The sequence below is a fragment of the Pseudomonas sp. GL_091 genome, from assembly GCF_057837725.1.
The window spans coordinates 3,594,646-3,607,825 of sequence record NZ_CM174451.1; the positions used below are offsets into that span (position 1 = coordinate 3,594,646).

The window sequence follows — 13,180 nt, forward strand, 5'->3', positions numbered from 1 at the left end:
CCGTCTCTGGTCATGACTATTGCTGCGCCTTGAAGGCTGAATATTCCTTGCGCACGAAGTCCTCGAAGCTGGCCGGTGCGCGACCCAACAGCCACGACAGGACATTGGGATTACCGAGGAAATCGTGGTGGCTGTAGCGTTTCTCGATCGACTCGCTGACCCGGGCCTGATGGGCAAAGGTCACGGGATCGCCACTGCCGAACCGGGCACGGACGAATGCCGCCATATCAATGCGTTCGACCTGGATCGGGCGCTCGAGCACATCCGAGAGCACCTGCCCGATATCGTGTGCGGTGAACCGGCCTGGCCCCACCAGCTCATAGGTGGCTGCGCCATGGAGTGCCGGCTGTGCGAGCACCATGGCAGCGACCTCGGTCACATCGTCCAGATCGACCATCGATTGGAAACGATCCAGCGCCCAGGACAAACGGAACACGCCCTCTTCGAACACCGGCTTCATGCGTGTCGCCAGCATGTAGTTGGCCGGTTGCAGAATGGTGAACTCCAGTCTGGAGGACAGCAGGTGCTCCTCGATGTCCCGCTTGATTTCATGCTGGACCAGGTCAGTGGTGATGGCATGCAGCACCGAGCTGAAGACGAAGTGCCCTACCCCTGCTTCCCGTGCCGCATCGACGATGTCGAAGCCGATCGCCCGTTCCGCCGGGTGCAGCGTCGGGCCGATGTGGTAGATACTGGCGACGCCGCGCACCGCGTCACGAATGAACGCCGGATCTGCCAGATCGCCCACCAGCACCTCCTGCACACCCAGTTTTTTCAGGGTCTCGGCCGAGGCATTGCTGCGCACGCAGGCACGTACGTGATGTCCTGCGGCGAGCAAACGGGGCAGCAGCCGCTTACCCTGATTGCCGTTGGCCGATGTGACGAGAATCGTGGCTGGAACACTGGTCATAGAGGTTAATCCCACTCTGGTCGATAGCAAGGCGAGGCGCTGAAGACGCGTCCTGCCCATGTATTTTTATTGTTTACTTCGAGTGCATCCCCATCAGGCGTCTCAGCGACGTGCCGGCGGCAGGTCGGTGCAACTGCCATGGGCGACTTCCGCCGCCATTCCTACCGTTTCACCCAATGTCGGATGCGGGTGGATGGTCTTGCCGATATCCACGGCGTCGGCGCCCATTTCGATGGCCAGGCAAACCTCACTGATCAGATCCCCGGCACCGGTGCCAACAATGCCGCCGCCCACCACGCGCCGGGTCTCGGCATCAAAGAGTAGTTTGGTGAAGCCTTCATCACGACCGTTGGCAATCGCCCGTCCCGACGCAGCCCATGGGAACACTGCGACCTCGACCTTGACGCCCTTGTCCTTGGCTTCCTGCTGAGTCAGGCCGGCCCAGGCCACCTCCGGATTGGTGTAGGCAACGCCGGGAATCTGCAATGCATCGAAGCGGCTGCGGGCCTGTTCTGGATTGTCCGAGGCCTCGCCTGCCGCCACTTCAGCGGCGACGTGGCCCTCGTGGACGGCCTTGTGGGCCAGCATCGGCTGGCCAACAATGTCCCCGATCGCGAAGATGTGCGGCACGTTGGTGCGCATCTGCTGGTCCACGGCAATGAATCCGCGCTCACCGACATTGATACCCGCCTTGTCGGCACCGATCTGGTCGCCATTGGGTTTGCGGCCGACCGCCACCAGGACCAGGTCATAGCATTGCGGCTCCGTGGGGGCTTTTTCACCTTCGAAGGTCACCCAGATGCCCTGCTCGCCGGCCTCGGCTTTCACCGTGCGGGTTTTCAACATCACCTGATCGAAACGGTGGCTGTTGTGCTTCTCCCAGACCTTGACCAGGTCGCGATCAGGCCCCTGCATCAAGCCGTCCAGCATCTCCACCACATCGATGCGCGCGCCAAGGGCTGAATAGACGGTGGCCATTTCCAGGCCGATAATCCCGCCGCCGACCACCAGCATGCGCTTGGGCACTGCCTTGAGTTCCAGGGCGCCGGTGGAGTCGACGATGCGCGGATCCTTCGGCATGAACGGCAGCTTGACGGCCTGACTGCCGGCGGCAATCACGCACTGTTTGAAGCGAATGACCTTCGTTTCGCCGGTCTGTGTCCGGCCGGAACCGGAGGAAACTGCCACCTCGATATGATGCGGATCGAGGAAGCGCCCGACGCCACGCACCACGTCGACTTTTCGGCCCTTGGCCATGCCGGCAAGCCCAACCGTCAGCTTGCTGACCACCGACTCCTTGTGGGTGCGCAATTTGTCGATATCCACCTTGGCCGCACCGAAGTCGATACCCAGGGCTGCCAGATGCGGTGTCTCCTCCATCACCGAGGCGACGTGCAGCAATGCCTTGGAGGGGATGCAGCCAACGTTCAGGCACACGCCGCCAAGCGAGGCGTAACGCTCCACCACAATGGTCTTGCGGCCCAGATCCGCCGAGCGAAAGGCGGCGGAATAACCGCCGGGGCCGCCACCCAGGACGAGCACGTCGCATTCCATATCAGCGCTGCCGGCGTGGCTGGAAGCCGTTGCGGGCGCGGGTGTCGGCGATGGCGCTACGACAGGAGGTGGTGCAGGCCGGGCTGCCACGTCATTCGACTCCAGCGTCAACAACACCGCGCCTTCGGCCACTTTGTCGCCGATTTTGACCAGCACTTCCTTGACCACACCGGCGCCCGAAGACGGCACATCCATGGTCGCCTTGTCGGACTCCAGCACGCAGATGGCTTGATCAACGGCAACCACATCGCCGACCTTGACCAACACCTCGATCACCGGCATGGCGGCAGCGTCGCCGATGCCTGGCATCTTCACTTCAATAACCTGACTCATGGGCTGCCCCCTCACAGTGTAATTCGACGGAAGTCAGCCAACAGAGCCGCCAGATGCTGGAGGAAACGTGCCGCCGCCGCGCCATCGACGACGCGGTGATCCCATGAAAGGGCCAGGGGTAGAATCAGCCGCGGGGCAAACCCGTTGCCGTTCCACACCGGTCGCGTCTGCGCACGGGTAACGCCGAGGATCGCCACTTCCGGCGCATTGATGATGGGGGTAAAACCGGTGCCGCCGATGCCACCCAGGCTGGAAACGGTGAAGGTTCCACCGGTCATGTCCGCCGGGCCCAACTTGCCATCCCGTGCCTTTCTCGCCAACTCACCGCACTCAGTGGCGATCTGGCCGATGCCTTTTTGATCGGCGTCGCGAATGACCGGCACCACCAGCCCGTTCGGCGTGTCGGCGGCAAAACCGATGTGGTAGTACTGCTTGAGGACCAGGATCGGCTCGCCGTCTTCGTTGCCCAACGAACTGTTGAACTGCGGGAAGACTTTCAAGGTAGCGACCGCGGCCTTGATCAGGAACGCGAGCATGGTGTACTTGATCGCGTCCTTGCCGCCTTCCGTGTTGAGCTGGACACGAAACGCTTCAAGCCCGGTGATATCCGCTTCTTCGTTGTTGGTGACGTGGGGAATCATCACCCAGTTGCGCGAGAGGTTTGCGCCGGAGATTTTCTTGATCCGTGAGAGCGCGACCTTCTCGACGGTGCCGAACTTGCTGAAATCAACGTCCGGCCAGGGCAGCAGGTTGAGGCCACCGGAGTGATCGCCACGTGGTGCAGGACTGTCGAGGCGAACCAGGGCGTCCTTGACGAAGCGCTCGATATCGTCACGAAGCATCCGCCCGCCCTTGCCGGTGCCCGCCACTTTCGAGACGTCTACACCCAGTTTGCGCGCATAACTGCGGACCGAAGGACTGGCATGTGGTTTCGGGCCGGACGTCATCACCATTGGCGCAGGGGCAGATGCGACAGGTGCAACCGGCAGCGCTACGACAGGTGCCGGCGCAGGTACATCCTTTACAGCATCAACCAGCGCATTGCCATTCACTGCAGGCGCAGCGGCAGGCACTGCATCGGCCGCCATCTGCAATGTAAGGATGGCGCTGCCCCTGGAAACCCGATCACCCTCCTTGATCGTCACCGCGACAACGATGCCTGCGCCAGGACTTGGCACATCCATCGAGGCCTTGTCCGATTCGAGGGTCAGCAACGGGTCGTCGAACGCTACCGTATCGCCCGGTTTGACCAACACTTCGATCACCGGAAGGTCTTTGAAGTCCCCGATGTCAGGGACATGAATCTCTCTGATTTCACTCATGACTTACCGTCGCCAAGAAAGGGATCCGTTGCGCGTTCACGCAACGGATGGAGCGCTCATCGAGCGCATACGAAGAGAAAACCGTTAACGCGTCCAGGGCGCTGGACGATCACCGTCCAGGGCGTAGCGTTCGATGGCTTCGGCCAGCACCTGACGCGGCAGCTTGCCTTCGCGCACCAGTCCGTCCAGAGCCGCCAGAACGACCTGGTGACGGTCCACCTCGAAGAAACTGCGCAAGGCGGCACGGGTGTCACTGCGGCCAAAGCCATCGGTACCCAGGGCAATGAAGCGCGCATCGACGTAACTGGCGATGAGTTGCGGCCAGGCGCGAACGTAGTCGGAGGCGACAATGACCGGTGCATCGCCGGCGAGGGAGGCGCACAGGTGGCTGACCTGTTCGGTTTCAGCGGGGTTCAGGCGATTGTGTCGCTCGACTTCACGCGCTTCACGAGCCAGCTCGCTGAAACTGGTGACGCTCCACACCTCGCTCGATACCTGCCAGTCAGCCAGCAGCAACTCGGACGCCGCGATCACTTCCCGCAGGATGGTCCCGCTGCCCAGCAACCGCACCGCACCCCGTGACGCCGGTGCATCGGCCACTGCGTAGCGATACATGCCGCGAATGATTTGATCTTCAACGCCGGACGGCAGCGAAGGCTGGGCGTAGTTCTCGTTCATCACCGTGATGTAGTAGAACTCGTCGACATCGCGCTCCATCATCTGGCGCATGCCGTGGTCGACAATCACCGCCAGCTCCCCGGCGAAAGCCGGGTCATAGGCACGGCAATTGGGCACGGTGGCAGCGACCACATGGCTGCTGCCATCCTGGTGCTGCAGCCCTTCCCCACCCAGGGTCGTGCGCCCTGCGGTGGCGCCCAGCAAGAAGCCGCGGGCACGTTGGTCAGCCGCTGCCCAGATCAAGTCACCGACGCGCTGGAAACCGAACATCGAGTAGTAGATGTAGAACGGCAGCATCGGTTTGCCGTGGGCGCTGTAAGAGGTTGCCGCGGCGACCCAGGAAGACAGCGCTCCCGCTTCGGTGATGCCCTCTTCCAATAGCTGGCCATCGCGGGCCTCGCGGTAATACAGCATGGAGCCGGCATCTTCCGGCTCGTAAAGCTGGCCAAGCGGCGAGTAGATACCGATCTGGCGAAACAGGTTGGCCATGCCGAAGGTGCGGGCTTCGTCCGCGACGATAGGTACGATGCGTGGCCCCAGCTCCTTGTCTTTGAGCAAACCGCCGAGCATCCGCACCACCGCCATGGTGGTGGACATTTCCTTGCCATCGGCCTCAAAGGCGAAACGCGCGTAGTCAGCCAGGGCTGGAATGGCGACGTGTTCGTTACCCTTCTGCCGCGCCGGCATGTAGCCGCCCAACGACGCCCGGCGCTCACGCAGGTAACGCATTTCCTGGCTGTCTTCGGCCGGGCGATAGAAGCGCAGTTGTGCGACATCGTCGTCTGACAGGGGCAGCGCGAAGCGATCGCGGAACGCCTTGAGGGCGTCGATATCCAGCTTCTTGGCCTGGTGCGAAGTCATGCGCGACTCCCCTGCACCGCCCATGCCGTAACCTTTCTTGGTTTTGGCGAGGATTACGGTCGGACGGCCCTTGTGCGCCTTGGCAGCGGCGAACGCGGCATGCAGCTTGCGGAAGTCGTGGCCACCGCGTTTCAGGGCATCGATCTCGGCATCGGACATGTGCGAGACCAGTTCCTTGACCTCTGGATCCTGCTGGAAGAAGTGCAGCAAGTTGTAGGCGCCGTCCTTCGAGCCGAGGGTCTGGTACTGGCCATCGACGGTCTGGGCAAAGCGTTGCAACAGGGCGTTGTTGGTGTCCCGCGAGAACAACGGGTCCCAGTCCGATCCCCAGATGACCTTGACCACATTCCAGCCGGCACCGGTAAACAGCGCTTCGAGCTCCTGGATGACCTGGCCGTTGCCACGCACCGGCCCGTCCAGGCGCTGCAGGTTGCAGTTGACGATAAAGGTCAGGTTGTCGAGCTTTTCCCGTGCCGCGAGGGTCAGGCCGGCAATGGATTCCGGCTCGTCCATTTCACCGTCACCGAATACGCCCCAGACATGGCGGTCGCCGGTGTCAGCGAGATTACGGTTCTCCAGGTAGCGCATATAACGCGCCTGATACACCGCACTGATCGGACCAATGCCCATCGAGCCGGTGGGGAATTGCCAGAAATTGGGCATCAACCAGGGGTGCGGATAGGAACTCAATCCGTTGCCGCCCACTTCCTGGCGATAGTTGGCCAACTGTTCTTCCGACAGGCGTCCCTCAAGGAACGCACGGGCGTAAACGCCAGGCGCCGAATGCGGCTGGTAGAACACCAGGTCGCCGCCGTGCTGTTCATCGCGGGCACGGAAGAAGTGGTTGAAGCCGACCTCGAAGATCTCGGCGGCCGACGCGTAACTTGCGATATGCCCGCCCAAGTCTCCGTAGGCCTGGTTTGCGCGCACCACCATGGCCAATGCATTCCAGCGAATGATCGACGTGATCCGTTCCTCGACAGCAAGGTCGCCCGGATAGGGACCCTGCCGTTCAATCGGAATTGTGTTCCGATAGGCCGAGTACGGGTGCACATGCGAGGTGATGCCAAGTGCTCTTGCGTGTTGCTCTAACTGTTTGAGCAGGAACTGGCCGCGCTCCGAACCGCCATCGCGCACGACGGCTTCTAGCGACTCCAGCCACTCCCGGGTTTCGTCCCGGTCAATATCCAAAGACGCCATTGCCCCGGGGTTTTCGTTTAGCGAACTCATGTCTGCCTCCACTCTTATTGTTGTTTGCTTAGAGATGAACCGACAGAACGTGCCGCCGTACTAAGCTTCATGACCTGACTTGAATCAGGTTTATCGAGATAAAAATGTCGAACCTGCACCCATACACTCGGGACCCGCTTCAAGCGGTGGTGCGAAAATCGCCGACCGCCGCATTCAGTGCGCCGCCGACCTGTTCCAGCCCACGCACGGACGCCTCGAGCATTTCGCTGGCAGCGCTGCTTTGCCCCGCGACGGCGCGGACCCGCTGCATGCTTTCGCCCACCTGTTCTGCCACCGCACTCTGCTGTTCGGCCGCCGCCGCGATCTGCTGACTCATCTGTTCCACGGTCGATACTGCTGCGGCGATGTCCTGCAGCGCCTGGGAAGCCTGGGCGGCCAGCACCACGCTCTCGCGGGTCAGCGTCTGGCTTCCCTGCAGGCGACTGTCCGCCTGTTCGGCGACAGTGCGCAGTTGCAGGATGATGGCCGCAATGTCATTGGTAGAGGCCTGGGTGCGCCGGGCCAGGTTGCGTACCTCGTCCGCCACCACCGCGAAGCCACGACCGTTTTCGCCGGCTCTCGCCGCTTCGATCGCCGCATTCAGGGCCAGCAGATTGGTCTGTTCGGCCAGGGCCTTGATCACATCCAGCACCTTGCCGATGGCCGCACTCTCGTTGAGCAGCGAGCCCATGGCCTCGGAACATCCGCTCATTTCCTCTGCCAGGTGACCGATCTTTGCCGTTGCCTGGCGCACCAGGTCTTCACCGTTGCGCGCCTGTCCACTGGCCTGCTCGACGGCACTGCGGCTCAGACCGGTGTTACGCGCAACATCCTGTGCAGTGGCGGCCATCTGTTGCATGGCGGTGGCCGCCAATTCAGTTTCTTCGCGCTGCGAGTCGACGCCCTGTCGCGTACGCTCGGTGACCTGCACCAGGCTGTCGGCGGCCTGATTCAACTGCCCGACGCCCTGGCCAATCCGGCCGACCAGCCCACGCAGGCTGTCGAGCATGACCCCGACACCGCCGAGCAACTGGCCCAGCTCGTCGCATCGTCCGGATGCATCGATCTGTGCGCTGAGATCGCCGGATGCCACGCGCCGGGTCAGCTCGACCGCCTGACGCAACGGTTGCAGGATCAAATGGCGAATCAACAGGCTGGCGCCGATGCCGAAGCTGACCGCCAACAGCGCGATCCCCCCCAGCAGCCGCGATACCCATTGGCTCATCGACTGCGAGGCCTGTACTTGCGCGACGCGGGCCGCGCCCAGCAAGGCACTGACCTTGTCAGCGGCGACATTCATCGCCGCCTGGCTTTCGGCGGCTTGATCACGACTCGCGGCATAACCGTTGAACGCCGTGCGGTATTCATCCAGCGCCGTGCGTGCCTGAGTCAGCGATTCCCGCTCCGAACCTTCGAGACGCAACTCGAGGTTTTCCATGTACGAGCGCAATTCGATCACCCGCGCTTCCCAGGCGTTGCGCAACTCGGTGCTGCCTTGCAGCGTGAAGTAGAGTTCGCTGTCACGCAGGTTGGCCAGCTTGTCACGCAGCGTAGAGGCTTGTTCAAGCTGCAGCATGCGCACCGAGTCAGCCGGCTGCGTGCGCGACGCCAGCAGGTTGACGGCGTCCAGCTGATCGAGCATGACCACGGTGAACCGCTCGCCCACCACCTGGGCCAGTTGCTGCATGCGCAGGCGAGCCTCGCGGGCATCGCGTTGGGCCTGAGCGTAACGCTCGAACTGGGCGAGATAGATTTTTGCGGCCTGTATGGAATCGCCCTGCCCGGCCCGGGACTTTTCCAGCAACGAGACCAGCTCACCGGTGAGGCTGGCCACCTTTTTCGCCTCCTCCTCGGCCAGGTCCAGGCCGAACGCCTTGACCGAGACCTGCGCCTGCAACAGCAGCGACTCAACGGAAGCGACGTCGTTCATCTTCTCGGCCCGTGCCTCGAGTACATTCAGGGCATAGAAGCCGGTCGCTGCAACGCCCAATGTCGACAACAACACCAGGCCGAAACCCAGCGATAACTTGGTGCCTACTGACAGGTTGCCCAGCACACGCGCAATCATCGAAAAGACCCTTCGCCTGAGGCAGCACAAGTGCAAGTCGCAGTGAGGTCGTGGCGGCCGAATCTGAACCAAAGAGGATATGGCGTGGAGCACCATGGTGCGCTGGTCATAGGAGATCTTCTTGTTGTTCTTCGAATTCCGACGCTGTGCGTCGCTTGCGTTAGGAGCCTATCCCGTATGCCTGCGGCTCGGCCAATGGCCAATAATGATGCGAGCTAGCTGAATTGCTGATAGCCCTGGACTGCCCCAACGAGCCGCCGCATTGCACGAGCGGCTCGATTGATCAGGGGTGTCTTTGCCGGTTGCCCTTAGCCGATGTGAGGGGGACCAATGCCTGGTTTTTTGCAAGGCGCCAATCACGTATCAAAAGAACAAAGTGACGCCGACTTGCAGATTGAGTGCATCTTTGACATCGGGACTGAATGCCGGATGCTCGACATAACTGAGCCCGGTACGCAAATAGGTGCCGGCGGCCAGGCGCATGTTGTAGGCAAGAGTCGTGGACTTTGAATCGTCGGCATTCGACACGTGGATTTTATCGAGCTTGGTGTTGGCGTCGTCGCTGTAGCTGGTGAAGCCGTACTCCAGCGTCAACATGTCGAACGGCCGCGAGTCTAAAGGCCCTTTGGTGAACACGCGCAAGCCGTAGTACAGATCAAACAGGTTGCGATCTTCGGGCGCAGACATCCACGTAAAACCCGCATAAATGCCCCGGGACGCGATGGCGCTGTCGAACTGGTAAAACTGGTAGTCGCCTAGAACGTAACCCGCGTAGTTGTCATCACTGCGCTCGTTGCTCAGGAACTGGCTGTAGTCCGATGTGTTGTAGATATAACCGGCACGCAGCCACGCATAGGGCGTGCCCGGCGTAGGGTTGCGTTTGAAGCCGAGCTCATCGATGTACAGTGCGCCGGCATGGTCTACGTGCAGGTCAAGCTCCCCCAGGTGGCGGTCGATTTCCGGCCCCATACCGTCGGGACTAATACTGCGCTGAACGCCGAACTTGTTGTAGAAGTTGCCAAGGTTCAGGGTCACGTTGGCTGCAGGACTGGAAACAGGCGCGTGACTCAAGCCGACCTGGTACGGGATAAGCGCCTGCAAACCCTGGGTGCCCCCCACCAGCGTGCCGCCGGTGAACGGGCCGACGAACTCCAGGTCGTTGGGCAACACGCCGAATTTGAACTCGACGGTTTTATCCCACAGGCTCTGGTAGTAAGCGATGCGCGTGTAACTGAACTTCGACGAAGGATTCACTTCGTCCCAGCTGGAGTAGTAACTGCCCACCCCCAAGATAAACTGCCCATTTTCCAGGCCAACTTGCCCCAGATCGTAGGTAATCCCTGCCACCAGGTTCGATGAGTAAGTGGGACGCTCGCCGCTGTAGGCTTGCGGATTGTGCCGATCGTGATCCATGTAGTTATTGGTAAAATTGGACATATTCAGGATGTTGAAGCCGATGCCGTGCTCAGCCAAGTCACTGCGCAGTCCACCGGCATCACCGATGATGCTTTCCGACGGCGGTGGCAACTCGGTCAGTTGCCCGTGTTCAGCCAACGCATCGATTTTCGCGAACTGTTTTTTACGCTCGATGATATGGCCGAGCAGTTGACTGTCGGGCAGCGATTTCTTCTCGGCCGCCGGTTCAAGCGCCGCGGCCGGCAGTTTCAGTTCAGGGGCAACCTGCACGACCAGATTCCGGTCATTCGATGTTGCTTCAGCACGAGCATTCAAACCATGAGCTGCCCATATTGCCAGGGATGCCGCCAGCGTCAGCCGTATAAATTCAGGCGCACGCTTACGGATTCGGTTCATCCCGATTGAGTTGGGCCGCATACCATTACCTTTTATTTTTGTTGTATTGGAAGCTGAAGTGAACGGGTCTATGTAACCTTGGCGGCAGTGGAAATCCACGCCTGTTGTGGCGACTTGGCGGACATGCACAACAAGCCGAACGCCAGAACCGGCAGTACTGGGAACAGCATCAAGCCAAGGCTGTAGGAACCGCTTTTATCGAACACCATACCCAGCGCGATGGGTCCGATAATGGCCCCGAGCAGAGTGACCGAAAAGGCGCTGCCAAAGATCCGCGCGTATGCCAGTCGGCCAAAACGACGGGCGATCAGAAAACCCAGAAGATCGATCTCGGCACCCTGGCTTGCACCAATCAGAAAGCTGGCGATCAGCGCCCGGTTCGGTCCGTCTATCAGCATCAGGAAGCCGACGAATTGGCAGGCGAGAAAAATGCCGGCCACGGTGCGGGTGTGAAGGTGATCCAGCAAGGCGCCACCGAACAGTCGCCCGACCAGTGACCCGACAGAACCCGTCGCCACGATGCCGGCGATCTGAGGGGCGGATACGCCCCAATCGGACAGCATCGCCGGCAGATGGAAACTGGCGCCTACCGCGCCGAAAAGCACCAGCACAAAGGCCAGCGAGTACAACCAGAAATCCCGCGTTGCCATGGCACTGCGCAGGCTCAGACCGTCCTCGCCCAGGGGCGTTTTTTCACCGCGTCGCTCTGCCTCGGGCATCGGCCCCTTGTTGTCCCGGACAAACACGGCGAGATTGACCAGGCCAATGACCAGGGCAATCGCCCCGGCCGCCACAAAAGCCTCCCGCCAGCCGTGCAGTACGATGTTTTGCGAAATGAGGTAGGAGAACCCGCCGGTGCCCACCGCAAGGCCCGACGAGGTAATGGCAAAGGCCAGCCCCAGGTGTTTGTCGAACCAGCGCTGGGTCAGGAACAGGAAAGCCGGGTAACTCGCCAGATTGCCCAAGGCCACACTCAACGCCGTGATCGCGACAAAGGCGCCGAAAGAATGGGTGAGCGACAGGCACATATAACTGCCACACCCCAGCACCGTGCCCACCAGCGCGACCCGGCGTGCGCCAAAACGATCGACGAGGCAGCCGGCCAGCGGCATCACCAGGGCATTACAGAGGGCTGCGACCGAAATGATGATGGAAAAATCGGTGCGCGACCAACCGAACTCGCCGGTCACCGACTTCATGAACAGGCCCAGCGGAATCAGGAGAATGGCGGGCGGCGCGATGCTCATCCCCAGAAAGCAGCCTAGGAGTACTGACCAACGTTTCATGTCTTGGGTCCTTATTATTGTTATAGCGACCGCTTTGGCGTCTGGAGCCTGCTTGTCTGCTCTTTTCAGGAGCCTACGTCCCCCCGACAATTATATCAACACTGGTTGAGATCAACGGCGATGGGCCGACCATCCCGAGGCGAAGAAATCCAGCCACCGATAACTGTGCAATGATCAAAACTCGGGTGAGTGGCCGTCGAAAACGAAAAAAAACCCTGCGGGTGCAAACCTGCAGGGCTTTTAGGTCTGTTTGACCGCTTTGTTAGTGCGCCGCCTCCACACTACGCGAATTTAGTGGCCTGGGAGATCTACGGTCGCGACCGTCACGCAAGTAGTGCATGCCTTAGCACCGATTCGGTCGTGGTCTGATAATGCCTGGCCAACAATTCGCAGGCCTTGTCGACGTCCTTGGCCAACGCCGCATTCATCAACTGGCGATGTTCGTCGGGCACATCCCGCGCCGTGCTGTCGGCGTAGTGCATCGACAGGAAACGATAACGCGCCGTCTGATCACGCAACGATGAACACAAGCGCAGCAGGGTCGGCGAATTGCAGCCGGAAATCAGCGCCTGATGGAACAGTTCGTGGGCGTTTTCCCATTCCGGCTTGAGTAGGCGCTCCGGGCCTTCGACGATCGTCAGGCGATCGAGCCGATGATGCGCGGCCAGAACCCGACTCTCCCACTCCACGTCACCCTGACGAATGGAGTCGGCCAGCGCTTTGCATTCGATATGCAGCCTGGCAGCAGTGATATCGGCGATTTCCGCGGCGGAAATTCGCCCAACACTGAAGCCTTTCTGATCCGCCGCTGAGACGAAGCCGCTGCTGGCCAGGCGCGACAAGGCTTCGCGCAACGGAATGACCCCGACATCGTAGGCTTCGGCCAATTCCTTGAGGCGCAGGCGACTGCCTGGGGCCAGTTGCCCTTTGATGATGTCCTGGCGAATCCTGGCTTCGAGCTGCGAGGCCATGGTGCGCTTTTCGGCGGGTTCCGAAGATTGCCAGTTGATCAGAGGGGAATTCACGGTCGAGTCCTATTACGCCTTGTTCTGACGAATCATACACAGACGGCAAAATTTCTCACATCCATAAAAATATATATTTTTTGTTGACGATATATTTTATT

8 protein-coding genes and 1 pseudogene are annotated in these 13,180 nt (G+C 60.8%); all 9 read right to left on the bottom strand.

Going from position 1 to position 13,180, the window contains the following annotated elements; all coding sequences use genetic code 11:
• Nucleotides 1-16: 16 nt before the first annotated feature.
• A complete protein-coding gene (locus tag AC3ITY_RS16420) occupies nucleotides 17-910 on the bottom strand; it encodes an SDR family oxidoreductase (RefSeq protein WP_320394960.1) in 894 nt (297 codons plus the stop codon).
• A gap of 102 nt (nucleotides 911-1,012) precedes the next feature.
• On the bottom strand, nucleotides 1,013-2,797 hold the full coding sequence (gene lpdA / locus AC3ITY_RS16425) for a dihydrolipoyl dehydrogenase (RefSeq protein WP_489303631.1): 1,785 nt from the start codon (nucleotides 2,795-2,797) through the stop codon (nucleotides 1,013-1,015).
• Nucleotides 2,798-2,808: 11 nt separating this feature from the next.
• Entirely contained in the window at nucleotides 2,809-4,119 is a 1,311-nt protein-coding gene (aceF, locus tag AC3ITY_RS16430) for a dihydrolipoyllysine-residue acetyltransferase (RefSeq protein ID WP_489303633.1), read from the bottom strand.
• A gap of 84 nt (nucleotides 4,120-4,203) precedes the next feature.
• On the bottom strand, nucleotides 4,204-6,888 hold the full coding sequence (mdeB, locus tag AC3ITY_RS16435) for an alpha-ketoglutarate dehydrogenase (RefSeq protein WP_489303635.1): 2,685 nt from the start codon (nucleotides 6,886-6,888) through the stop codon (nucleotides 4,204-4,206).
• A gap of 139 nt (nucleotides 6,889-7,027) precedes the next feature.
• A complete protein-coding gene (locus tag AC3ITY_RS16440; protein WP_489310895.1) occupies nucleotides 7,028-7,897 on the bottom strand; it encodes a methyl-accepting chemotaxis protein in 870 nt (289 codons plus the stop codon).
• Nucleotides 7,892-9,052: pseudogene (locus AC3ITY_RS16445) on the bottom strand (HAMP domain-containing protein); the annotation flags it as partial. The gene AC3ITY_RS16440 and the pseudogene AC3ITY_RS16445, both read right to left, overlap by 6 nt.
• Nucleotides 9,053-9,319: 267 nt before the next feature.
• On the bottom strand, nucleotides 9,320-10,642 hold the full coding sequence (locus AC3ITY_RS16450; RefSeq protein ID WP_489303637.1) for a carbohydrate porin: 1,323 nt from the start codon (nucleotides 10,640-10,642) through the stop codon (nucleotides 9,320-9,322).
• Between the two features lie 194 nt (nucleotides 10,643-10,836).
• Nucleotides 10,837-12,054, bottom strand: coding sequence for an MFS transporter (locus AC3ITY_RS16455; protein WP_489303639.1), 1,218 nt, complete (start codon nucleotides 12,052-12,054; stop codon nucleotides 10,837-10,839).
• Between the two features lie 323 nt (nucleotides 12,055-12,377).
• The gene (locus AC3ITY_RS16460) at nucleotides 12,378-13,079 is read right to left on the bottom strand and encodes a GntR family transcriptional regulator (RefSeq protein WP_489303641.1); all 702 of its coding nucleotides are present in this window, start codon (nucleotides 13,077-13,079) and stop codon (nucleotides 12,378-12,380) included.
• Nucleotides 13,080-13,180: the final 101 nt, after the last annotated feature.

Bases quoted from the DNA above. Each gene is read 5' to 3' on its own strand.
- AC3ITY_RS16420 (WP_320394960.1), bottom strand. From the start codon at position 910: ATGACCAGTGTTCCAGCCACGATTCTCGTCACATCGGCCAACGGCAAT.
- AC3ITY_RS16440 (WP_489310895.1), bottom strand. From the start codon at position 7,897: ATGCTCGACAGCCTGCGTGGGCTGGTCGGCCGGATTGGCCAGGGCGTC.
- AC3ITY_RS16455 (WP_489303639.1), bottom strand. From the start codon at position 12,054: ATGAAACGTTGGTCAGTACTCCTAGGCTGCTTTCTGGGGATGAGCATC.
- lpdA (WP_489303631.1), bottom strand. From the start codon at position 2,797: ATGAGTCAGGTTATTGAAGTGAAGATGCCAGGCATCGGCGACGCTGCC.
- aceF (WP_489303633.1), bottom strand. From the start codon at position 4,119: ATGAGTGAAATCAGAGAGATTCATGTCCCTGACATCGGGGACTTCAAA.
- mdeB (WP_489303635.1), bottom strand. From the start codon at position 6,888: ATGAGTTCGCTAAACGAAAACCCCGGGGCAATGGCGTCTTTGGATATT.